General features: G+C 39.5%; 21 protein-coding genes. 18 read left to right on the forward strand and 3 right to left on the reverse strand.

Annotated elements, in window-relative coordinates; translation table 11 throughout:
- The first annotated feature begins 161 nt into the window (after nucleotides 1–161).
- Nucleotides 162–2,771 (forward strand): DNA mismatch repair protein MutS, encoded by a 2,610-nt coding sequence (gene mutS, locus J7E66_RS12890; RefSeq protein WP_215000531.1) that lies wholly within the window; start codon nucleotides 162–164, stop codon nucleotides 2,769–2,771.
- A gap of 13 nt (nucleotides 2,772–2,784) precedes the next feature.
- Nucleotides 2,785–4,701: a DNA mismatch repair endonuclease MutL gene (gene mutL, locus J7E66_RS12895; RefSeq protein ID WP_215000533.1), complete on the forward strand. Its 1,917-nt coding sequence runs from the start codon at nucleotides 2,785–2,787 to the stop codon at nucleotides 4,699–4,701.
- A gap of 367 nt (nucleotides 4,702–5,068) precedes the next feature.
- On the opposite strand, the gene mreBH is transcribed toward mutL, so the two are convergent.
- A complete protein-coding gene (gene mreBH, locus J7E66_RS12900; protein WP_215000535.1) occupies nucleotides 5,069–6,076 on the reverse strand; it encodes a rod-share determining protein MreBH in 1,008 nt (335 codons plus the stop codon).
- 309 nt (nucleotides 6,077–6,385) lie between these two features.
- Between mreBH and miaA the strand changes: the two genes are divergently transcribed.
- The 3 genes from miaA (at nucleotide 6,386) to spoVK (ending at nucleotide 8,744) form a co-directional block, all read left to right on the forward strand.
- The gene (gene miaA / locus J7E66_RS12905) at nucleotides 6,386–7,342 is read left to right on the forward strand and encodes a tRNA (adenosine(37)-N6)-dimethylallyltransferase MiaA (RefSeq protein ID WP_215000673.1); all 957 of its coding nucleotides are present in this window, start codon (nucleotides 6,386–6,388) and stop codon (nucleotides 7,340–7,342) included.
- A 26-nt stretch (nucleotides 7,343–7,368) separates the two neighbouring features.
- Nucleotides 7,369–7,599 (forward strand): RNA chaperone Hfq, encoded by a 231-nt coding sequence (gene hfq, locus J7E66_RS12910; protein WP_088086525.1) that lies wholly within the window; start codon nucleotides 7,369–7,371, stop codon nucleotides 7,597–7,599.
- Nucleotides 7,600–7,796: 197 nt separating this feature from the next.
- Complete coding sequence (spoVK, locus tag J7E66_RS12915) at nucleotides 7,797–8,744, forward strand: stage V sporulation protein K (RefSeq protein WP_088086526.1); 948 nt, start codon at nucleotides 7,797–7,799, stop codon at nucleotides 8,742–8,744.
- A 54-nt stretch (nucleotides 8,745–8,798) separates the two neighbouring features.
- Here the strand turns inward: spoVK and J7E66_RS12920 are convergent, their stop codons facing one another.
- Nucleotides 8,799–9,404: a trimeric intracellular cation channel family protein gene (locus tag J7E66_RS12920; protein ID WP_214716009.1), complete on the reverse strand. Its 606-nt coding sequence runs from the start codon at nucleotides 9,402–9,404 to the stop codon at nucleotides 8,799–8,801.
- A gap of 193 nt (nucleotides 9,405–9,597) precedes the next feature.
- Here J7E66_RS12920 and hflX point away from each other — a divergent pair, with 193 nt between their 5' ends.
- The 5 genes from hflX to J7E66_RS12945 all read left to right on the forward strand — a co-directional run bounded on the left by hflX (nucleotide 9,598) and on the right by J7E66_RS12945 (nucleotide 14,651).
- Nucleotides 9,598–10,857 (forward strand): GTPase HflX, encoded by a 1,260-nt coding sequence (gene hflX / locus J7E66_RS12925; RefSeq protein ID WP_215000537.1) that lies wholly within the window; start codon nucleotides 9,598–9,600, stop codon nucleotides 10,855–10,857.
- Nucleotides 10,858–10,871: 14 nt separating this feature from the next.
- Entirely contained in the window at nucleotides 10,872–12,143 is a 1,272-nt protein-coding gene (locus tag J7E66_RS12930; RefSeq protein WP_215000540.1) for a methionine gamma-lyase family protein, read from the forward strand.
- 124 nt (nucleotides 12,144–12,267) lie between these two features.
- Nucleotides 12,268–12,669 carry a MerR family transcriptional regulator gene (locus J7E66_RS12935; RefSeq protein ID WP_215000541.1) on the forward strand — a complete coding sequence of 134 codons (402 nt, stop codon included), beginning with the start codon at nucleotides 12,268–12,270 and terminating at the stop codon, nucleotides 12,667–12,669.
- 38 nt (nucleotides 12,670–12,707) lie between these two features.
- The gene (gene glnA / locus J7E66_RS12940; RefSeq protein WP_215000543.1) at nucleotides 12,708–14,042 is read left to right on the forward strand and encodes a type I glutamate--ammonia ligase; all 1,335 of its coding nucleotides are present in this window, start codon (nucleotides 12,708–12,710) and stop codon (nucleotides 14,040–14,042) included.
- Nucleotides 14,043–14,396: 354 nt separating this feature from the next.
- Nucleotides 14,397–14,651, forward strand: a complete 255-nt coding sequence (locus J7E66_RS12945) for a hypothetical protein (RefSeq protein ID WP_215000545.1) — start codon at nucleotides 14,397–14,399, stop codon at nucleotides 14,649–14,651.
- 655 nt (nucleotides 14,652–15,306) lie between these two features.
- On the opposite strand, the gene lexA is transcribed toward J7E66_RS12945, so the two are convergent.
- The gene (gene lexA, locus J7E66_RS12950) at nucleotides 15,307–15,930 is read right to left on the reverse strand and encodes a transcriptional repressor LexA (protein ID WP_168242900.1); all 624 of its coding nucleotides are present in this window, start codon (nucleotides 15,928–15,930) and stop codon (nucleotides 15,307–15,309) included.
- Nucleotides 15,931–16,087: 157 nt separating this feature from the next.
- Here lexA and yneA point away from each other — a divergent pair, with 157 nt between their 5' ends.
- From yneA to J7E66_RS12990, 8 genes are all read left to right on the forward strand, one after another.
- Nucleotides 16,088–16,411 (forward strand): cell division suppressor protein YneA, encoded by a 324-nt coding sequence (yneA, locus tag J7E66_RS12955; protein WP_215000547.1) that lies wholly within the window; start codon nucleotides 16,088–16,090, stop codon nucleotides 16,409–16,411.
- 12 nt (nucleotides 16,412–16,423) lie between these two features.
- Nucleotides 16,424–17,071 carry a YneB family resolvase-like protein gene (locus J7E66_RS12960; RefSeq protein ID WP_215000549.1) on the forward strand — a complete coding sequence of 216 codons (648 nt, stop codon included), beginning with the start codon at nucleotides 16,424–16,426 and terminating at the stop codon, nucleotides 17,069–17,071.
- A gap of 77 nt (nucleotides 17,072–17,148) precedes the next feature.
- Nucleotides 17,149–17,379, forward strand: a complete 231-nt coding sequence (locus J7E66_RS12965) for a DUF896 domain-containing protein (RefSeq protein WP_088086536.1) — start codon at nucleotides 17,149–17,151, stop codon at nucleotides 17,377–17,379.
- Nucleotides 17,380–17,556: 177 nt separating this feature from the next.
- The gene (gene tkt / locus J7E66_RS12970; protein ID WP_215000551.1) at nucleotides 17,557–19,563 is read left to right on the forward strand and encodes a transketolase; all 2,007 of its coding nucleotides are present in this window, start codon (nucleotides 17,557–17,559) and stop codon (nucleotides 19,561–19,563) included.
- A 256-nt stretch (nucleotides 19,564–19,819) separates the two neighbouring features.
- Nucleotides 19,820–20,260, forward strand: a complete 441-nt coding sequence (gene sirA, locus J7E66_RS12975; RefSeq protein WP_215000553.1) for a sporulation inhibitor of replication protein SirA — start codon at nucleotides 19,820–19,822, stop codon at nucleotides 20,258–20,260.
- Nucleotides 20,261–20,331: 71 nt separating this feature from the next.
- Complete coding sequence (locus J7E66_RS12980; protein WP_215000555.1) at nucleotides 20,332–20,547, forward strand: YneF family protein; 216 nt, start codon at nucleotides 20,332–20,334, stop codon at nucleotides 20,545–20,547.
- A 182-nt stretch (nucleotides 20,548–20,729) separates the two neighbouring features.
- Nucleotides 20,730–22,481 carry an ABC transporter transmembrane domain-containing protein gene (locus J7E66_RS12985; protein ID WP_215000557.1) on the forward strand — a complete coding sequence of 584 codons (1,752 nt, stop codon included), beginning with the start codon at nucleotides 20,730–20,732 and terminating at the stop codon, nucleotides 22,479–22,481.
- Between the two features lies 1 nt (nucleotide 22,482).
- Entirely contained in the window at nucleotides 22,483–24,276 is a 1,794-nt protein-coding gene (locus J7E66_RS12990) for an ABC transporter ATP-binding protein (RefSeq protein WP_215000559.1), read from the forward strand.
- The last annotated feature ends 87 nt before the right edge of the window (nucleotides 24,277–24,363 follow it).

Raw genomic sequence — 24,363 nt, forward strand, 5'->3', positions numbered from 1 at the left:
ATAATTATATTCTATGGGATATGCTTTTACTCCTCTTAAGAAATTTTAATTATTTCTATTTTGACTACGATTAGGTTTTTTCTTCCTAATAAAGTTTTCTCGAATTATGGTATAATAATTTGTCGAAGAAAATCGAAAGTCTTTATATAGTGGAGGTCATTATGGCTGCATATACGCCGATGATACAGCAATACTTAACAGTTAAGGCAGATTATCAAGATGCCTTTTTATTTTTTCGTTTAGGCGATTTTTATGAAATGTTTTTTGACGATGCGATTAAAGCTTCGCAAGAATTAGAAATAACTTTAACGAGCAGACAAGGTGGCACGGATGACCGGATTCCGATGTGCGGCGTTCCCTACCATGCGGCACCTAACTATATTGAACAACTCATTTCAAAAGGCTACAAAGTGGCCATTTGTGAGCAAGTGGAAGACCCGAAACTGACCAAAGGGATGGTAAAAAGGGAAGTTGTCCAATTGATCACACCGGGAACAGTGATGGAGGGCAAGGGGTTAAATGATAAAGAGAATAACTATATTGCCTCGATCACAAGCTTTGATGACCAAACCTATGGTTTTTCCTACAATGATATCTCAACTGGTGAAAGCCGGGTTACGTTATTATCGAATAATTTTGACGAAGTTTTAAATGAGTTAGCCGTATTAAGTGCAAAGGAAGTCGTTGTCTCTAGCAGTTTTGACGGAGAATTACAAAAAAAACTTCGTGAACGCGATGTACTAGCGATTTCGTTTGAAGATAATAGTTCAATAGATATCAATTATTCGCATTTACTTCAAGATTTGAATCAAGAAAAATTAAAGCAATCCATCGCAAGACTTTTTAACTATTTATACCGGTCACAAAAAAGAAGTTTGGACCATCTTCAGCCAGTCACTACCTATCAAATCCATCAATATATGAAAATTGATTACTATTCAAAGCGCAATCTTGAACTTACGGAAACGATTCGTTCCAAAGGAAAGAAAGGTTCATTATTATGGCTCCTTGATGAGACGATGACCGCAATGGGCGGAAGAATGTTAAAACACTGGATCGACCGACCGTTAATCAATCAGAATGAAATTGAATCACGTCAAACCATCGTTGAAGTCCTGATGTCTTATTATTTTGAGCGTCAGGAACTTCGTGAAAAGCTGAAGGAAGTTTACGATTTAGAACGATTAGCGGGAAGAGTAGCCTTTGGCAATATTAATGCCCGTGATTTGGTTCAATTAAAACGTTCTTTAATGCAGGTCCCTTACTTGAAACAAATCCTTGCAGGCATGCAGAATGAAAAAGTGAGCCAAATTGCCGATCTTCTTGACCCGTGTGAAAAGATCACAGATCTATTGGAGCAGTCGATTGTTGAAAATCCACCGCTTTCCTTAAAAGAAGGCAATATGATTCGTGATGGATACAATGCTCAGCTCGATCAATATCGTGATGCCAGCCGGAACGGGAAAACGTGGATTGCCCAACTTGAACGTGAAGAGCGTGAGAAAACCGGTATTAAATCGTTGAAGGTTGGCTATAATCGTGTATTTGGTTACTATATTGAGATTACCCGGGCGAATCTGCATCTTTTAACAGAAGGTCAGTATGAACGGAAGCAAACCTTATCGAACGCAGAACGGTTTATTACTACAGATTTAAAAGAAAAAGAAGCATTAATTTTACAGGCTGAAGAAAAATGCGGTGAGCTTGAATATGAGTTGTTTACCGAAATTCGCGAAATTGTGAAGGAACAAATCCCGCGCCTACAGGCCTTGGCAAAAGCGATTAGTGAGCTTGATGTCTTGCAGTGTTTTGCTCAAGTAAGTGAAGACCGGCACTATATAAAACCGCAGTTTTCTATGGAAGGCCGGGTCGTTGTAAAGGAAGGCCGCCATCCAGTCGTTGAAAAGGTATTAAACGCCCAGGAATATGTTCCGAATGATTGCTTCATGGACAGCGAGCGCGAAGTCATGTTGATCACGGGTCCGAACATGTCAGGGAAAAGTACGTACATGCGCCAAATCGCGTTAATCTCGATATTAGCCCAAATTGGTTGTAATGTTCCGGCCACAGAAGCCATACTGCCGATTTTTGACCAAATATTTACCCGTATCGGTGCTGCGGATGATTTGATCTCAGGACAAAGTACCTTTATGGTTGAAATGTTGGAAGCCAAAAATGCGATTTCAAATGCGACACAAAACAGCTTAATTTTGTTTGACGAAATCGGGCGAGGTACATCTACTTATGATGGAATGGCACTTGCTCAAGCTATCATTGAATATATTCATACCCAGATTGGGGCAAAGACTCTTTTCTCCACCCATTATCATGAATTAACGGTTTTAGAGGAAGAACTGGATAAGTTAAAAAACATTCACGTCAGTGCGATTGAACATAATGGAAAAGTTGTTTTCCTTCATAAAATTAAAGAAGGACCGGCTGATAAGAGCTACGGGATTCATGTTGCCCAGCTTGCAGGACTGCCGTCAGAATTAATCAGCCGCGCTAATGAAATATTAACCGCACTCGAGCAGTCTGATAACCAACTAGACACGCCAAAAAAAGATGTGGTAAAAGTAGCGGAAGTAGTGGAGGTACAAGAACAACCTGCCCAACTATCTTTCTTTGATGAACCAAAAGATGTGAAAAAGCAGGAACTCTCCTCGAAAGAGAAACGTGTAATCGAGAAAATGAAAGAATTAGATATATTGGATTTAACACCACTTCAGGCGATCAACCTGTTGTACGAGCTTCAGAAAAAGTTAAAGTAGGGGGTGAATCCGAATGGGTAAAATTATTCAATTGGATGATGCCTTATCCAATAAAATCGCGGCAGGGGAAGTAGTCGAACGGCCTGCATCTGTTGTAAAAGAGTTGGTTGAAAATTCGATTGATGCCGGCAGCACCGTGATTGAAATTGAGGTAGAAGAAGCGGGCCTCGCCAAAATACGCATTACCGATAATGGAAATGGCATCGAGGAAGAGGATGTTTTACTCGCCTTTCAACGTCATGCCACATCCAAAATCAAAAATGAAAATGATTTGTTCCGAATTCGGACTCTCGGGTTCCGTGGAGAAGCCCTGCCAAGTGTTGCCTCGGTTTCACGGCTCGAGATGAAGACTTCTACAGGAGAAGGTGCTGGAAATCGATTGGTGATTGAAGGCGGCAAAGTCGAAACGTTTGAAAAAGCTTCAAGCAGGCGCGGGACTGATATCTCGATCACCGATTTATTTTACAACACACCTGCCCGCTTGAAGTATATGAAGACGATTCATACTGAGCTTGGAAATATTACGGATGTCGTGAATCGACTGGCCCTTTCTCATCCAGAGGTGGCCTTCCGCCTCATTCATAATGATCGCAAACTGCTGCAAACGAATGGTAATGGGGATGTTCGTCAGGTGCTGGCATCGATCTACGGTATTGGGATCGCCAAGCAATTAGTTCCAATCACCGGCCATTCGCTTGATTACAAAATTAGTGGATTTGCTTCGATGCCTGAGGTAACAAGAGCCTCAAGAAACTATATTTCGACGATGATTAATGGCCGATTCATTAAAAACTATCCATTGGCCAAGGCAATTCAGGAAGGCTATCATACCTTGCTTCCGATCGGCAGGTTCCCGATTGTGCTCCTTAATATTGAAATGGACCCTTTACTCGTTGATGTCAATGTTCACCCCTCGAAAATGGAGGTCCGCATTAGTAAAGAAGCGGAACTGAATGAGCTTGTCACTTCGATTATAAAAGAAGCGTTTAAATCAAAGATCCTTATCCCGACAGCATATACAGCGGTGAAAAAGGATGTACCGAAGGAAGAACAAACTTCTTTGGTTCTGGATGAAGGTACAAGACAGGCAAATGATGAGAAAGAGTTTGAATGGAAACAACCAGTTGCAGCTGCAACTATTCAGGAGACCCGTCCATTGCTGGAAGTGCCTGCTGAGACACCTGTTAATAAATTACCGAGTTTCCAGCGTGATGAAGCGACGGGTGGAAGAGACAGTTGGCAATCTATTAATCCATTTAGTGACTCAGATGACAAACCTGATGATAGTAATCATACGATTGAACCTAATGTGGATACTGTTGAGACAGGAAATGTTTCGGTCGAGAGCAGAGTTCCACGGTTATATCCGATTGGACAAATGCACGGAACTTACATTTTTGCTCAAAATGAAAATGGCCTTTATATTATTGATCAGCATGCGGCACAGGAACGGTTGAAGTATGAGTATTTCCGGGAGAAAGTTGGGCAAGTCCAATCAGAACTGCAGGAAATGCTTGTGCCATTAACCTTTGAATACTCGACGGATGAATTTTTGAAAATAAATGAATACCAAATTGAGCTTGAAAAGGTCGGGGTTTTTCTTGAGGAATTTGGACTAAATAGTTTTATTGTCCGATCCCATCCGCAGTGGTTCCCAAAAGGGGAAGAAAAACAAATCATAGAAGACATGATTGAACAGCTTTTATTGATGAAAAAGGTGGATATTAAGAAACTACGTGAAGAAGCAGCGATTATGATGAGCTGCAAGGCATCCATAAAAGCCAATCGGCATTTGCGAAATGATGAGATTCAAGCACTCCTTGATGATTTGAGGAAAGCATCTGATCCATTTACTTGTCCGCACGGCAGACCGATTATTGTTCATTATTCGGTTTATGAGATGGAGAAAATGTTTAAACGGGTGATGTAACTAAGAAGAACGTTCCTATTTTATTAGGGTGCGTTCTTTTTTTTTGAGTGTTGGTTAAGTGATTTTATTGAAAAGATGGATGGCTCTACGTGCCCGAAACCGAGGGTAAACATTGAATATGGTCACGTAGAGAGGTCCTACGTGCCCGAAACCGAGGGGAAACATTGAATATGGTCACGTAGAGAGGTCCTACGTGCCCGAAACCGAGGGGAAATAATGAATCGGGTAACGTAGACATGCTATTCATGACGACCCAAAAGAAAAAAAGCTGCAGAAAAGGATTTTTCTGCAACTTTGATATTACTATTAATTTGATTACTATTAATATGAGTGCAATCTCTGGAAATGATCTTGCCGCCCAAGTTGCTTATTTCACAGCTACGGGGAGCTTGCTCATATACATTAGGGCCTTTCCAGTTCCTATCGCTACCGATTCTAGAGGGTTTGGGGCAAGCTGGACAGGAACAACTATCTCTTCACTTAGCCATGCCTCCATCCCATTCAATAATGCTCCACCGCCGGTCAGAATTACGCCCCTGTCGACGATGTCTCCACTGAGCTCTGCTGGGCAATCCTCTAGGGTTGCACGAATGGCTTCTAAAATATGCAATAGTGCTTCCTTGATCGCCACACGAATTTCATAGGATGATAGTTTAATCGTTTTTGGCAGTCCAGTTAATAGGTCGCGACCCCGGACATCCATGAAACGTTCTTCATGGTCAATGAGAGCAAAACCAATTTCCATTTTGATGTTTTCTGCAGTTCTTTCACCAATTAGGATATTATATTCTTTCCGAACATGTTGAATAATATCTTCATCGAGGCGGTCACCGCCAATTTTAATGGAATGGCATGCAACTACCCCGCCAAAGGAAATAATTGCTACCTCAGTATTGCCGCCGCCAATATCCACTACCACATTGGCAACTGGTTCATCGACAGGTAATCCAGCACCAATTGCTGCTGCAACTGGTTCCTCAATTAAGCTGATTTTTTTTGCCCCAGCCTGTCTTACTGCATCTTGGATCGCTCTTCTTTCCACACTTGTGGAACCAGATGGAATACTAACAACGACATTTGGTTTACGCACAGCAAAACCAATCTTTTTGGATGCATCGCGCATAATGTGTTTTAGCAATTCAGTGGTTACATCATAATCTGCGATTACGCCATCCTTCATGGGGCGAATGGCGACGATTTTTTCAGGTGTCTTTCCTATCATTTCCTTTGCTTCTGTACCAACAGCTACAACATTTTTTGTCACTGTATCAATCGCCACAACAGAAGGTTCATTAATAACGATTCCTTTATTTTTACTATAAACTAGTATATTTGCAGTTCCTAAATCAATACCTATATCAAAAGTAGATAACATATTCCTTCACCTAATTTCCCTATTTTTCATTCAAAATAAGCTACGAGTTAGTCTACCATAAATTTGGGGGTGGAAAGCCTTTTGTAAATGAACCGTTATCCTTTTGTAAATTTACAAGAAAATTATCCCTATTTAGGAATAAAAGTGGATGAAATAAATTTCATGTCCAATTAACGGCATAGAAATGAACTTTTATGTATATACTAGTTTGATGTTCTACTGCTTTTAAAAATTATGTTACGATAAAGGGGTGAAAGTGGAATCATAAACCTGCTTTCACTGAAAATGGGATAAGGCAGTGTGAAAATATTGGATTCAAAACAAAAATTATTAGTGATCATCGGACCAACCGCCGTCGGAAAAACAAAGTTAAGTATCGAAATGGCTAAACGCTATAATGGTGAAATTATCAGCGGAGATTCTATGCAAATCTATCGTGGCATGGATATTGGGACGGCAAAAATCAAAAAGGATGAAATGGAAGGTATTCCTCACTATCTGATAGATATTAAAGAGCCATTTGAAAATTTTTCCGTTGCTGAATTTCAACTCCTTGTTCGGGCTAAAATAGGTGAGATTGCTAAAAAGGGAAAGCTGCCCATTATTGTCGGTGGAACAGGGTTGTATATACAGTCCGTCATTTATGATTATCAATTTTCTGATGTACCAGGCGATGAGTCCTATCGTCTTAAGCTAGAGGAAAGAGTCAAGAAAATAGGGAATGAGGCACTTTATAAAGAATTGTTGGAGGTGGATCCAGGTAGTGCTTCACAAATCCATCCAAATAATGTAAGAAGAGTCATTCGCGCACTTGAAATCTTCCATCTTACAGGTAAGACGATGCAAGAATTCCAAAGCACACAACAACCAGATCTTTTGTACAATACAGCAATAGTTGGTTTATCGATGGAACGCGAGAAACTTTATGAGCGCATTAATTATCGAGTGGATTTAATGATGGAGGAAGGGCTTATCGAGGAAGTAAAAGGTTTGTATCAAAGGGGTTTGCGCGATTGTCAATCGATCCAAGCAATTGGCTACAAAGAAATGTATGCCTATTTAGAAGGTAGAGTACCTTTAGAAGAGGCTATAGAGAATTTAAAACAAAATTCAAGAAGATACGCAAAAAGGCAATTAACTTGGTTTCGGAACAAAATGGAGGTATCATGGTTTGACATGACCAGTGTGGAGGACACCTCAAAAAAAATAACGGAAATTTCACGTTGTGTTGAAGGAAAGCTTAAAGTAAAATCGAATACATATTAGTAGAGATAAAAGAGGAGGAAATACAAATGAAAACAACAATCAATATTCAGGACCAATTTTTAAACCAGTGCCGCAAAGATAACATACATGTTACCGTCTTTTTACTTAACGGTTTTCAATTAAGAGGTCAAATTAAGGGCTTTGATAATTTTACAGTTCTTTTTGAATCAGAAGGAAAGCAACAATTAGTATATAAGCATGCTATTTCAACTTTTGCACCGCAAAGAAACGTGCAGCTTGAACTGGATAACCAATAAGTCATAGTTAGGAGCCCATTTATTGGGCTTTTTTATTTATTATAAAAAACTTTTTTAATGAAATTCAGGGAGTTTGAATACATATAAAATGAAGGATTATGCTTTCCTTTGTGCAAATAATCAGTTCAGAATGTAAATTCTGAGTGGCCATAAAAACTCATCATATAAACTGTTGGTAAAAATGAGAGGTGAAAGCTTTGGACCAACCCATCAGAATGAAAAGTAACGGCCAAATAAGAGTAGTTCTCAATTCACAAATAGGGAAAACGATGACAAAAGAGTTACCTGACTTTCAGGTGGTTCCAAAGGACATTCCACCTGAGCATTCGGCTCTAAAGGAAATTGAAGAGGAGTTAGGGGCTCTTGTTGGTATGGAAGAAATGAAAAAGATGATAAAGGAAATTTATGCATGGATTTACGTGAATAAAAAACGTGAGGAAATGGGTTTAAAAGCAAGAAAACAAGCCCTCCATATGATGTTTAAAGGAAATCCTGGAACAGGTAAAACGACAGTCGCTAGATTAATAGGTAAGTTATTTCAAAAAATGAGCGTTTTAACAAAAGGACACTTAATTGAGGCGGAACGTGCGGACCTCGTGGGGGAGTATATTGGTCATACAGCACAGAAGACAAGGGATTTAATCAAGAAGGCCCAAGGGGGGATTTTGTTCATCGATGAGGCTTACTCATTGGGGCGCGGCGGTGAGAAGGATTTCGGCAAAGAAGCAATCGATACATTGGTTAAGCATATGGAAGATAAGCAGCATGAGTTTATTCTTATCCTTGCTGGATACTCCCGTGAAATGGAGTATTTCTTGACCCTTAATCCTGGGCTCCATTCACGCTTTCCATTAGTTATTGATTTTCCTGACTACAATATAAATCAACTAATGGAAATTTCGGCGAGAATGTTAATCGAAAGAGAATACACGTTTAGCCATGAGGCGGAAAAAAAGTTAAAAGAACATTTAATATGGGTTAAAGCGGTATTAAGTCCAAATAGTTTTTCAAATGGAAGGTATGTACGAAATATCATTGAAAAATCGATCCGCGCCCAGGCCATGAGGCTGCTCATGTTAAATAGTTATGACAGGCATGAATTAATGACAATTAGAAGTAATGATCTTGTGTTTGAAGAAGATTAGAGACAAAAAAACGGCAGATTCTAAGCAATCTGCCGTTTCTATTTGGATTAGTTATTAATTGGCCTCAAATTTACGTATCGGCAGCTTCCAATCAAAGGTATAGGAGAGGACGCGTAAAACTGTCACAAGGAAAAAGAGAGAATACAATTCCCAAGAATGCGTCACGATCTTAAGTCCGATAAATAAGCCTGTCAATATCGCCCATATTGCATAGATTTCCGATCGTAAGACGATTGGTTTTCTTCCTGCCAATAAATCACGAATAATCCCGCCGCCGATTCCGGTTAGCACCGCTGCAACAATAACTGCACTAAGCGGGTGATTCATTTTAACGGCGTAAAGAGCACCTTGGATGGCAAAGGCTGAAAGGCCAATCGCATCAAATAAGTTTCCCCATTTTTGCCAATGTTTTAAAAGGTTGCTTGGAAATAAAAACACAGCAGTTATGGATAATAAGGCAATTTGAAAAAATAACCCTTGTTCCCAAAGTGCTGATACAGGTACACCGATTAATAGGTTTCGAATCGCCCCGCCGCCAAAAGCGGTGACAATACCTAAAATGTATACGCCAAAAATATCATATTCCTCTTCCATCGCAACAATGGCCCCACTAACGGCGAAGGCGATTGTTCCAATCATACTTAAAACTTCCCATGTCATCTATCCGAATTCTCCTTGAAATCTTTATTTTATTTAACTATATGAAAATAGTAATAATGATATTAGAAAACAGTAAGATTATATCAAGATATGGGGAAATTACAATAAGTTTTTTCTAATGTTGGGCAAATTAGAGTATACAACCTTTTTTTGTTATGATGGAGATAGAAGATTACGGAAGGAACGATGCCTTATGGAACAAAAAGACACGAAAGAGAAGGCGATCCTCGTTGGCTGTCAAACCAATGGGGATACGGATTTGCGCTTTCATTATTCAATGGAAGAGTTAGGAGCACTAACAGAAACCGCTCAGGGTGAAGTATTGATGTCGGTCGTTCAAAAAAGGGACCGGCGCCACCCAGCTACCTATATAGGTAAAGGGAAAGTGGAGGAACTTAATGTCCTGGTGGATGAACTGGAGGCAGATATAGTTATTTTTAATGACGAGCTATCACCCAGTCAAAAAAGAAATCTCTCTACGGAAATAAATGCCCGTATCATCGACAGAACCCAGCTCATCTTAGACATTTTTGCACAAAGGGCTCGCTCCAAAGAAGGGAAATTACAGGTTGAACTTGCCCAATTGCAATACATGCTTCCTCGTCTTGCGGGTCAGGGGACTGCATTATCCCGTTTGGGGGCTGGGATAGGAACAAGGGGTCCTGGTGAAACAAAGTTAGAATCAGACCGCCGGCATATCCGCCGCAGAATCGATGAAATTAAAACCCAACTTTCCGTTATCGTTCAGCACAGGGATCGATACAGAGAAAGAAGAAAGAAAAATAAAACCTTTCAGGTCGCGATTGTCGGTTATACCAATGCCGGTAAATCCAGTCTTTTCAATCGTTTATCTGAAGCAGAATCGTACGAGGAAAATCAATTGTTTGCAACCCTAGATCCAATGACACGAAAATTGATTTTACCAAGTGGTTTCCTAGCCTTGATTACCGATACGGTTGGGTTTATACAAGATTTACCGACAACACTAATTGCTGCATTTCGATCGACGCTTGAGGAAGTCAAGGAAGCTGATTTGCTTCTTCATGTGGTCGATATGTCCAACCCAGATTATTTCCATCACGAAAAAACTGTTAAAAAGCTGCTTGAAGACTTGGAAGTTAAAGATATCCCGCAAATAACAGTATATAATAAGAAAGATATTCAGCATTCAGATTTTGTCCCAACCGCAGATACACCGACCGCATTTATTAGTGCATTTGATAAAGAGGACCGTCAAGCCTTGAAGCAGCAAATGGAGAAGGTAGTTATGGAAATGATGGATTCTTACGAAGTTCAGATTCCGTCCACAGAAGGAAAGCTGCTTTCTTTATTAAAAAATGAGACAATATTAAGAGAGCTTGTGTTTGATGAAGAAGATCAATTCTATCGATGCAAAGGATATACACTTCAGGATCATCAAATAACAGGACAATTACAGAAATTCACAATATAGATAGGGGTCACAACATGTTTCAACAGTTAAAAAATGGGGAAAAGCTTCAGCCGTTGGTAGAGGAAGTTGAACAACAAATCGCTAAAGTACATAAAGAAATAGACAATAAAATCGAATCAAATCAATTTCGGGTATTAAAAAGCTTTCAAAACAAAAGAGTGAGTGATTCACATTTTAATCCGTCGACAGGGTATGGCTATGACGATCATGGCAGGGATACACTAGAAATGGTCTATGCAGACGTTTTTGGGGGAGAAGCAGGACTTGTTCGTCCGCAAATAATCTCTGGCACACATGCCATTTCCATTGCCTTATTTGGCGTTCTTCGACCTGGGGATGAACTTCTATATATAACGGGCAAACCCTATGATACGCTTGAAGAAATTGTTGGACTTCGTGGGAACGGGGTTGGCTCATTAAAGGAATTTGGAATTTCCTATGATAGTGTAGCTCTGACGAATCAAGGTGGAATTGATTGGGAGGCTGTCTCAAAGAAAATAAAACCGAATACAAAAATGATTGGCATTCAGCGTTCCAAGGGCTATGCCACAAGACCATCTTTTACGATTGCAGAAATTGCAGAAATGATCACGTTTGTCAAAGAAATTAAACAGGATGTGGTCGTATTTGTAGATAATTGCTATGGGGAATTTGTTGAGGAGACCGAGCCTTGTCATGTCGGTGCGGACTTAATCGCAGGGTCACTAATCAAAAATCCAGGCGGAGGGATTGTGAAGACTGGCGGCTATATTGTTGGTAAAAAACAGTGGGTGGAGGCATGTTCGTATCGAATGACTTCACCAGGGATAGGAGCCGAAGCAGGAGCGTCCCTCTATAGTCTTCAAGAAATGTATCAAGGTTTTTTTCTTGCCCCCCATGTGGTTGGCCAGGCATTAAAAGGGGCCGTTTTCACAGCAGCAATGTTGGAGAAATTAGGCATGAATTCTTCTCCGAAATGGAATGCTAAAAGGACGGACTTAATTCAGTCTGTCCAGTTTGATGACCGAGATAAAATGATTGCTTTTTGTCAGGCCATTCAATTCGCATCACCGATTAATTCTTATGTCACACCCCATGCCAGTTATATGCCAGGGTATGAGGACGATGTAATTATGGCAGCAGGTACTTTTATTCAGGGGGCGAGCATTGAACTCACAGCAGATGGACCGATTAGACCACCATATGTTGCCTATGTACAAGGTGGTTTAACCTATGCACACGTAAAGATGGCTGTTTGTCTGGCCATAGACCACTTAACGGATAAAGGATTAATCGAATTGTTTTAGGAGAACAGCAAAGTGTCCAATTATTTTAAAAATTTTAATGTAAGAAAACCTAACATATCATTGACAACTTTTCTAACACAAAATATAATAGTATTATAATCAACCCGAGGGGAGGAGGAATTAGATGAGTGGAAAGGAAATTCGCCGTTCCATGCCACTGTTTCCAATTGGAACAGTCATGCAACTAACGGAACTCACAGCCAGGCAAATTCGTTACTACGAAGAACACCAATTGATTTCTCCAGCAAGAACCGAGGGGAATAGACGTTTATATTGTTTAAATGATATTGATAGGCTTCTAGAAATTAAGGATTTAATTGATCAAGGTGTCAATATGGCTGGCATTAAACAATTGTTCCTAGTAAAAGCGCAACAATCAAACATTCTTGAGCAACAAACAGAAAAGACCAAGCGCGAATTAACAGATGAACAGCTTAGAAAGCTGCTACGCAACGAAATGATGCATTTAGGTCGAAACAATCGATCCTCTTTACGTCAAGGAGATATGTCAAGATTCTTTCATTAATGTGGAAGTTTTCTTTTTAAAAAATAGGAGGTAAGGAAATGGCAAAGTATTCAAGAGAAGATATTAAAAGATTAGCGGTCGAAGAAAACGTGAAATTTATTCGTTTGCAATTCACAGACATCCTTGGAACTATCAAAAACGTGGAGATTCCAATTAGCCAATTAGAAAAAGCACTTGATAACAAAATGATGTTTGACGGTTCTTCAATTGAAGGTTTTGTACGTATTGAAGAATCTGATATGTTACTATATCCTGACCTTAACACATGGGTTGTATTCCCATGGACAGCAGAAAAAGGGAAAGTTGCCCGCTTAATTTGTGATATTTATACTCCAGAAGGAAAACCATTTGAAGGGGATCCTCGTAATAACTTAAGAAGAGTATTAAAAGAAATGGAAGAGTTAGGTTTCACTAACTTTAACCTTGGACCTGAGCCGGAATTCTTCTTATTTAAATTAGATGAAAAAGGCGAACCGAGTTTAGAGTTAAATGACCAAGGCGGATATTTTGACTTAGCACCAACAGATTTAGGTGAAAACTGTCGTCGTGATATCGTTCTTGAGTTAGAAGAAATGGGCTTTGAAATTGAAGCTTCTCACCATGAGGTAGCACCAGGTCAGCATGAAATTGACTTTAAATATGCAGATGCATTAACAGCATGTGACCAAATCCAAACGTTCAAGCTAGTTGTTAAAACAATTGCTCGTAAACACGGTTTGCACGCAACATTCATGCCAAAACCGTTATACGGAGTCAATGGATCTGGAATGCACATGAACCTTTCATTATTTACAAATGGAGAAAATGCATTCTATCAGCCAAGCGGCGACTTAGAAATGAGCGATACAGCTCGTCAATTTATTGCAGGTATCCTTAAGCACGCTCCTGCCTTTACAGCGGTAACAAACCCAACTGTAAACTCTTATAAGCGTCTTGTTCCGGGTTATGAAGCACCTTGCTACGTTGCTTGGTCAGCTAGAAACCGTTCACCATTAATTCGTATTCCTGCTTCTCGTGGATTAAGTACACGTGTTGAAGTAAGAAGTGTAGACCCATCTGCTAATCCATACCTTGCAATGGCTGTACTTCTTAAAGCTGGCTTAGACGGAATTAAAAATAAATTAACTCCGCCGGCACCAGTTGACAGAAACATCTATGTAATGAGCAAAGAAGAAAGAATCGAAGAAGGAATCATCGATCTTCCAGCAACATTAGCTCAAGCATTAGATCAACTGAAAGCTGATGAAGTGATTGTGTCTGGTCTTGGCGAGCACATTATGGAACACTTCCTTGAAGCTAAAGAAATCGAGTGGGATATGTTCCGCACAGTCGTTCACCAATGGGAACGCGATCAATATATGAGCATGTATTAATATTATCTAAGCCCTGGCGCCTGGCGTCAGGGTTTTTCTATGTCGCGCTTCTTTTCTTAGATTCTCTCAGTGAAAAATGCCATCCCATTGGCTACCCGGTTTTTCCATTAAACAATTACGGTAGCTAATAAGCCTGATTGTCGACCCAAATTGCTCCTTCTCAACGACTTCGAACGTCAATAACTTCAATGGCTCTTTTTCCAATTAGGCATCCTAGATCATTCTAAATAAAATTAATAGGAATAGAATAGAAAAAGAGGTGCTTGATGTTCTTTAAAAATTCACAATTTTTACGGTTTACTTAATCCTAAATAATATATGCTTAAGTTGTAAACATTTGGGAGGTGCTTTAAATTGTATAAACTGCAAATTTGTAATGCTCTAACCCAAGAAATACTACGAGAAAAGACGTATAAAAAGCCTGACCTTATTTTAAGTTTGATAGAATCAGGAACAAAAGGTCAGGAATGTTTCCTATTTGATGAACAGCTCAAGACCTTGAAAGGAACGTATGTTACACATTCCAGTTTTAATGAAGGGGACACGAAAGTATATAAAGTGCTTTTTAAGGTGAAACTATCTGAAATACAAGCAAGAATAGCGAAATAGGAATTAAAGGAGTGGCTTATGGCTGCTTCTTTTTATTTTGAGTATTAAAGCAGTTCTTCTGTCATAGAGACAACACTACGAGACAGACCTCACTATTATTCTTTTGGAACGTCACGTAGGAATTCTTCCGGAAAGGTAGAGTAGTCCGTCTCTACGTGCCCCACCTCGTAGGAATTCTTCCGGAAAGGTCACGTAGGCTGTCTCTACGTGCCCCACCTCGTAGGAATTCTTCCGGAAAGGTCACGTAGGCTGTCTCTACGTGCCCCACCTCGTAGAAGTTCTTCCGGAAAGGTCACGTAGGCTGTCTCTACGTGCCCCACCTCGTAGGAATTCATCTAGAAAGGTCACGTAGATCGCCTCTACGTGCTCCACCTCGTAGAAGTTCTTCCGGAAAGGTCACGTAGTCCGCCTCTACGTGCTCCACCTCGTAGGAATTCTTGCGGAAAGGTCACGTAGTCCGTCTCTATGTGCCCCACCTCGTAGGAATTCATCTAGAAAGGTCACGTAGTCCGCCTCTACGTGCCCCACCTCGTAGGAATTCTTCTACAACGGTCACGTAGACTCACTCTATCCCGGATTCTGTAATTCCTTCAGCTTGAGGTTGATTAGCCACAACAAAAAAAGAGTCGGCACGTATATGCCAACTCTCTTAAACTTAATGAATATGTCGGTAAACCCCAATGACTTTACCTAAAATCGAAACATTCCTTAAGATAATAGGGTCCATTGTAGAATTTTCCGGCTGCAGGCGTATGTAATCTTTTTCCTTGAAAAATCTTTTACAGGTGGCTTCATCTTCCTCGGTCATTGCTACAACAATATCCCCGTTATTAGCGGTTGGCTGCTGTTTTACAATTACATAATCCCCGTCTAGGATCCCAGCTTCTATCATACTCTCACCCATGATTTCTAACATGAAAACTTGTTCATCTGCAGGTGCAAGACTTTCTGGAAGCGGAAAATACTCTTCCACATTTTCAATCGCTGTAATTGGGAGTCCTGCCGTTACTTTCCCAACCACTGGAACATTGACAACTGTATTTCTTGGTATATGTGCAGCAACATCTGCTTCTAATATTTCAATTGCTCTTGGTTTTGTGGGATCCCGTCTAATAAGTCCTTTGCTTTCCAATCTTGCTAGATGTCCGTGAACAGTAGAACTGGATGCGAGTCCAACCGCTTCTCCAATTTCCCTTACTGAAGGGGGATATCCTTTACTCTTAACCTCACTTTTAATGAAGTCTAAGATATCTTGCTGCCTCTTTGATATTTTAGCCATGATAAAATCCACCTCGCCTGGTTAATGTTGTCTTTATTATAACATGTTCGTATTTTTTATACAAACATAAGTTCGAAAATACAGTTGACAACAAACAAACGTTCGATTTATAATAAAAATAGTAAAACGAACATACATTCTTAAAGAGGTGTTATTTATGAAAAAATTATGGAACAAATACTCCTATGCTATTACTCTTATTATTTTAAGTTGTTCACTTTCAATCATATTATCATTCCAACATCATTCGAACGCGCAAGATGATTATTTAAAGGTTACAATCACTGAAGGAGATTCACTATGGGAAATCTCTAATCAATTTTCCAATCAACATTCATTATCAAACAAGGAATTTGTTGCTTGGATAAAAAAGCATAATGAATTAGATGATGATCAAATTTTTCCAGGTGAAGAAATTATCATTCCGGTGAGTAAAGAAGTCTCATCTACAAATGAATTTGCTAGCGCCGTTGGTGAATAGAAAGGAACTTTTATGAAAGCAATTATATACTGCCGTGTCAGCACAAATAAGGAAACACAAGAATCTTCTTTAAAGCGCCAGGAAGAGGAATTAACGCAACTAGCTAGCACCTATCACTTTGAGATTGATAGGGTAATTAAAGAAAAGGCTAGTGGTTATGATTTCAATCGTGAGGGGATATTTCAATTATTAGAACGAATTAGAGATAAGCAGGTACAAGCCCTCTTAATTCAGGATGAAACACGACTCGGTAGGGGGAATGCCAAAATTGCACTCTTGCATTGCATATTAAAAGAAAATATTAAACTTTATAGTATCTCCCATAGTGGAGAATTACAGCTTTCAGAATCGGATTCCATGGTTTTGAACATCGTAAGTATGGTTGAAGAGTACCAACGTAAACTACATAATGCAAAAATCAAACGTGGAATGAAGCGAGCAGTTCAGAATGGTTATAAACCTGAAAAAAACTTAAAAAATCTTGGAGAAGCCTCCGGTCGTGAGAAAATTGAAGTTCCGATTGAAGAAATTGTCCGGTTAAGAAAAAATGGATTAATTTTTTCAGAAATAGCTGCTACACTTAGAGGTTTTGGGTATAACATTTCTAAAGCCACGGTTCATAGAAGATTCCAGGAATATATTGAATCACAAGAAGAGTAGACCTTTTGCCTTGTCATTAGGTTTTTTTTTTAGTAAAATCAGGTGTCATGTAAATAGTTTGAAAGGAAGGTCTTGGAATGCTTTCAAAAGAAAAGATGGCTAGAATTAATGAGCTGGCACGAAAAGCAAAAGCAACGGGATTGACTGAAACAGAAGCGAAAGAGCAAACTAAATTAAGAAGTGAATATTTGGCTACTTTTCGTTCGAATATGCTTGATACCCTTACCAACACCAAGTTTATTGATCCGGAAGGAAATGACGTTACACCGGAAAAAATCAAGGCTAGGAAAAAAAATACACTTCACTAAAAGTTCAGGAATACATTTTTTGTATTCCTATTTACATATACTGACTATTTTTGTGTAAAAATAAAAAAATAGTGAATTTTGTTTCTTATTATTATGCTATTTGTTGAATAAAAAACGGTAGCGATATAAAATTGAAAATGTATTTAGTAACCTTGTGATTAGGAAAGGATGTAATTCATGTTTAATACTATTGATGATTTATCGGTAACCTCCATTCGAACGCTTTCTATTGATGCGATCGAAAAAGCAAACTCAGGACATCCAGGAATGCCGATGGGTGCAGCGCCAATGACCTATACTTTATGGACGCGTTTCTTGAACCAAAATCCAAAGAATCCACAGTGGTTTAACCGTGATCGTTTTGTCTTGTCAGCAGGTCATGGTTCAGCATTGTTATACAGCATGCTTCACTTGTCTGGTTTCAACTTAACAATGGATGACTTAAAGCAATTCCGCCAATGGGGCTCTAAAACGCCTGGACACCCAGAGTATGGTCACACTGAGGGTGTAGAAGCAACTACTGGTCCACTTGGACAGGGGATTGCAATGGCAGTAGGAATGGCAATGGCAGAACGCCATGTTGCAAGTGTTTATAATAAAGATAAATATGAACTTGTGAACCATTTTACATACAGTATCTGTGGAGATGGAGATTTGATGGAGGGTGTATCTGCTGAGGCAGCGTCGCTAGCAGGACACTTGAAATTAGGGCGATTGGTAGTCCTTTATGATTCAAACGATATCTCACTTGATGGAGACCTAGATAAGTCGTTCTCAGAAAGTGTCAAAGATCGCTTCCTATCATACGGATGGCAATATGTTCGTGTCGAAGACGGCAATAATTTAGAAGAAATTGCAAAAGCTCTTGAAGAAGCTAAAAACGATCTAGACAGACCAACGATGATTGAAGTAAGAACAGTAATTGGATACGGTTCACCAAACCGTGCGGGAACTTCAGGTGTTCATGGCTCACCCCTTGGAGCAAATGAATTAAAACTTACTAAAGAAGCCTATAAATGGACTTTTGAAGAAGATTTCCATGTACCACAGGAAGTCTATGACAACTTCCAGAAGCTGATCGTTGAAAATGGCGAGAAAAAGGAAAAAGAGTGGAATGATCTTTTCGCTCAATATAAAAAAGAGTACCCTGAACTAGCTACTCAGCTTGAACAAGCATTAAATAATGAACTTCCTGCAGGTTGGGATAAAGAAATCCCTGTATATCCAGAAGGAAAAAGCCTTGCAAGCCGTGCCTCTTCAGGTGAAGTATTAAATGGTATTGCTAAGAATCTACCTATTTTTATCGGTGGATCAGCAGACCTTGCTGGTTCGAATAAAACGATGATTAAAGGTACGAAAGATTTTATGCCTGGTTCCTATGAAGGCCGTAATATCTGGTTTGGTGTTCGTGAATTTGCGATGGGTGCTGCAATGAACGGTATTGCTCTTCATGGCGGCGTAAAAGTATTTGGAGGAACATTCTTTGTCTTCTCTGACTACTTGCGTCCTGCTATTCGTCTAGCAGCGTTAATGGGATTACCTGTCACTTATGTCTTTACCCATGACAGTATTGCTGTTGGGGAAGATGGACCAACACATGAGCCAGTTGAACAGCTTGCAGCATTACGTGCCATGTCAGGATTATCAATCATTCGTCCTGCAGACGGTAATGAAACGGCAGCGGCTTGGAAACTTGCAGTTGAGTCTACCAACAAACCAACTGCACTTGTTTTAACTCGTCAAGATTTACCTACATTAAAAGGAACGGATATCAATGCGTACGAGGGAGTTTCTAAAGGGGCATATGTGGTGTCTCCTTCAGAAAGAGAAACTCCAGATGCGTTGTTATTAGCAACTGGATCAGAAGTAAGCCTTGCAGTGGAAGCTCAAAAAGCGCTTGCTGGAGAAGGTGTTCATGTTTCGGTTATAAGTATGCCTTCATGGGATCGATTCGAGCAGCAATCTCAAGAGTACAAAGAGTCTGTTCTGCCAAGAAGTGTGAAAAAGCGTCTTGGAATTGAAGTGGGAGCATCATTTGGCTGGCACAAATACACTGGTGACGAAGGCGATGTTCTTGCTATTGATCATTTCGGAGCTTCAGCACCAGGAGAAAAGATTATGGAAGAATTCGGGTTCACTGTAAACAACGTAGTTGCACGTGTAAAAGCACTTCTGCAAAAATAAAATAATGAGATTTTAGGGAGAGCGGAAATCATCCGTTCTCCTTTTTTGATGGTATAAAGGGTCAAATTTCAACAATATTATGAACAAAGTTAATTTTTGAAGGAAAATTCAACAAATCTACCGAATTTATAGAAGAATAGTTTAGATTCCTGCTAATCGACAAAAATAGTGAAAGTTTTTGCCGCCGTAAGACATATGTTTCTTTAATCTTTTTTTATAATAGTAAAAAGGGTAATCAACGAAGGAGAGAACAGTGGTGAGAAAATATCAGCTATATTTAATAGAAGATGAATTTGCGACCCATTACTTCGGAAGAGAACGATTGTTTTTTCGGCTTTTTCAGGAACATCGAAAAGCAAACGGCGAACTTAAATTTATTACACAAAAACAAATTTCCTATATAACAAAAAAGGTTGAGGTTCTAAAGATCCATCAACTTATCCAAAAGCAGCTTGGAAAAATCAAGGGATTTAAAGCTGAGCATGGTGCATATTCAATTGAATTAAGCGGAAAACTAAGTACGGCAAAGTTAGAGGTTTTTCAAGACTTAATTACAATCGAGGCACAAGGCAGCTATGAAGCTGAGACGGCTTTTTTTGAAGTTCTAAGAAAATGTGAGACTTCCTTTTTGGCACTTGACCTTGAACATCAGCGATATGGTTGGTTAAAGCCGATAAAGGAAAGAAAATTTATCTAATAGCAGATATTGTCTAATCGTGTTTTATTTAGTACACTGTATGGTAGACAACATGAAGGAGGAAGTTGAATATGGTTTATTACATTCTAGTTGGTATACTAGCATTAGCAGCTGGTGTAGCACTAGGATTTTTCATTGCTCGTAAATATATGATGAGCTACTTAAAGAAAAATCCGCCAATCAATGAACAAATGTTAAAAATGATGATGATGCAAATGGGACAAAAACCATCACAAAAGAAGATCAACCAAATGATGGCTGCCATGAACAAACAACAATCAAAATAAAACGGACTAGCACTCATATAGATGGGTGCTTTTTTCGTGCGGATAAAAATATTCTAAATCTTTATTATTTTATAAAAATTTGGTAAAATTAAACCTCAGTCCGTTGGATTATTTTCCCGAATAACTTATCAAACGTATTCAATTTTTGGCAGATCGATTACTCGTGATTTGGGGGCGGTTTAATGAAAGTATTTTTAGAATTAGGCTGGTATTTTAAACAGGAGAAAAAAGCATATATATCCGGGATTTTCCTCCTAATGCTTGTAGCAATATTGCAACTGGTGCCGCCTAAGATCATAGGAATCATAGCTGACCAAGTTAAGAATGGGACGATGACAACGGGAATTCTCTTACAGTGGATGGCCGTATTAGTTATTGTTGCCCTTGCAATGTATTTCCTTAGGTACTACTGGAGAATTATGATTTTTGGATCATCAGTTAAGTTAAGTAAGTTGCTTCGAAATCGGCTGTATCATCATTTTACAAATATGTCGCCATCATTTTACCAAAAACGTCGAATAGGGGATTTAATGGCACATGCCACCAACGATCTGTCAGCCATTCAACAAACAGCGGGCGTAGGCGTGCTAACCTTCGTTGATTCTCTTTCAACTGGCGGGTTTGTTATCTGTGCAATGGCATTTACGATTAGCTGGAAATTAACATTAATCTGTTTAATTCCGATGCCCTTTATGGTAATCCTTACAAGCTGGTTTGGGACAATGCTCCATCGAACCTTTTATCAGGCACAGGAAGCATTTTCGTCATTAAATGATAAAACTCAGGAAAGTATTACTGGGATTAAAGTGATTAAGACGTTTGGCCAGGAAAAGGAAGATATCGAGGATTTTCGGAAGCAATCAGAAGATGTCGTCCAAAAAAATATCACCGTCGCAAAAATTGATTCTCTCTTCGATCCGACGATTTCGATCATCGTAGGTATTTCCTTCTTCTTATCGATTGTGTTTGGTGCAAAATACGTGCTTAATGGGGAACTAACAATCGGGCAATTACTCTCGTTTACTACATATTTAGGTTTACTTATCTGGCCGATGCTTGCATTTGGCTGGTTGTTTAACATTGTTGAGCGAGGCAGTGCTTCCTATGACCGAGTTTCCATGCTCCTTCAAGAAAAAGAAGATATTACCGATAAGGAAGGGGCCATAAACGTGGTGCCCGCAGGTGATATTGAATACAAACTTTCTAGCTTTACCTATCCTGGGGAATCCACAACGGTTTTAAAAGATATATATTTTTCGATATATACCGGCGAGACGGTAGGCATCGTTGGTAAAACCGGTGCTGGTAAAACCACTCTTTTAAAACTGCTCATTCGTGAGTTTGATAGTTACCAAGGTGAGATTAGATTTGGAGGTAAATCTCTGCAGGAATACAAGCTTGAAAAATTACGCGAGGCCATTGGTTATGTACCGCAAGATCATTTCTTGTTTTCAGCCTCTGTTAGTGAAAATATCGCCTTTACAAACCACGGGGCATCAATAGAGGAAGTCGAGAATGCCGCTAAGCTTGCCAATATCCATACTGATATCCTTCAATTTACTGAAGGGTATCAAACGGTTGTTGGAGAGCGTGGGGTATCCTTATCGGGCGGGCAGAAGCAAAGGATTTCGATTGCCCGGGCTATTTTGATGAAGCCAGAAGTGTTAGTACTCGATGATTCCTTATCTGCAGTAGATGCAAAAACAGAAGAAGCCATTCTTTCAGCATTAAAACAGAATAGGGAAGGAAAAACAACCATCATCACTTCACACCGATTAAGTGCCATTCAACATGCAAATCTCATTCTGGTTCTTGAGGATGGAAAGATTGTGGAAAGAGGTAGACATGAAGTATTGATGGAATCGGGTGGATGGTATAAGGAAATGTATTTACGCCAGCAGCTAGAAGAGTTGGTTGAGCATGGAGGGCGTTAAGATGGACGAAAAAATTCAGCTTACAGAACGTGAACAAAGAAATATTTTATTCCGTTTGCTTTCCTATACGAAGCCACATAAAAAAACGATTGTCATAGCATTTATCTTCTTACTATTAACAACCATCGGCGATATTGTTTTACCGATTATCGTAAAAATATTTATCGATGATTATTTAACTCCTGGTAAGCTAGAGTTTCAGCCACTTCTGATCCTAGGTTCCACATACATGTCAATCCAAATCATTAAAGCGATTGTCATGTTTTTTCAATTGGTTAAATTCCAGGAACTGGCTTTGAGGATTATCCAACAGCTGCGCATTGATGTTTTTTCTAAAGTACAGTCGCTCGGGCTAAAGTATTTTGATAAGACCCCAGCAGGAAGTATCGTTTCAAGGGTGACCAATGATACGGAAGCCATTAAAGACATGTTTGTTACCGTTATTGCAACGTTTATCCAAGGTGGATTTTTATTACTAGGTATTTTTATTGCGATGTTTATTCTGGACATCAGACTTGGCTTATTATGTGTCGTGATTCTTCCGTTATTATTGTTTGTCATGAACCTATACAGAAAATTAAGTTCACGATTTTACCTTGATATGCGCGAACGGCTGAGCCAATTGAATGCCAAGCTCAGTGAATCATTATCTGGAATGGGAATAATTCAAGTGTTTCGGCAGGAAAAAAGACTACGAGAAGAATTCGGAGCTATTAATGAACAACACTATCAGGCAGGAATGAAAAATATCAAAATAGATGGCCTCCTGTTAAGACCAGCGATTGATTTAATCTATATTTTGGGCTTAATCATTGTATTAAGTTATTTTGGAATAACGTCTTTTAACCATGTGGTGGAAATCGGCGTGTTATATGCCTTCATAAATTATTTGGATCGTTTTTTCGAACCGGTTAATCAGATGATGATGAGGCTTTCCTTGTACCAACAAGCGATTGTCGCTGGCTCGCGTGTTTTTAAACTGTTGGATGAGGAAGAATTAGCACCAATACAAAAAGAAGAGCGGACCAATTCCATTGAAAAAGGAATGATTGAGTTTAAGAATTTAAGTTTTTCCTACGATGGAAGACGGGATGTGCTAAAATCTATTTCTTTCATGGTAAATCCTGGTGAAACAGTCGCACTGGTTGGCCATACCGGAAGTGGAAAAAGCTCGATTATCAATATGTTATTGCGTTTTTATGAGTATGAACGGGGGGACATTTTGATTGATGGTCAATCGATTCGGAACTTCACAAAGACAGAACTCAGGGAGAAAATGGGCTTAGTATTACAAGATCCATTCTTGTTCTACGGAACGGTGAAGGATAATATTCGCCTTCATTCGAATGACATGACGGATGAACAAGTTGAGGAAGCAGCAAAGTTTGTCCAAGCCCACACCTTTATTGAAAAGTTGGAGGATGGCTTTGAACATAAGGTTGTCGAGCGTGGTACCACATTTTCAAGCGGTCAAAGGCAACTACTCGCTTTTGCCCGAACGATCGCCGCTAATCCCAAAATATTGGTTCTCGACGAAGCGACCGCCAACATTGATACAGAAACAGAAGAAGCCATTCAAACCGCACTTGCCAAAATGCGAAAAGGGCGAACGACTATAGCCATTGCGCATCGCCTGTCAACCATTCAGGATGCTGATTTAATTCTAGTTATGCATCAGGGGGAAATTGTTGAAAGGGGAACCCATCAACAACTGCTTGCCCAGGGTGGCTTGTACCATAAAATGTTCCTTTTGCAAAACGGAGCGGTAGAACGTCTTGAGGATGTTGTGAATTAATGGAAAAAAGCCTGGCGATTTGCCAGGCTTTTTTCATTATATAGGTCTATTGTCTATTTCTAATGATGACGACATACAACGACTTTC

Source organism: Bacillus sp. ISL-7 (assembly GCF_018613065.1).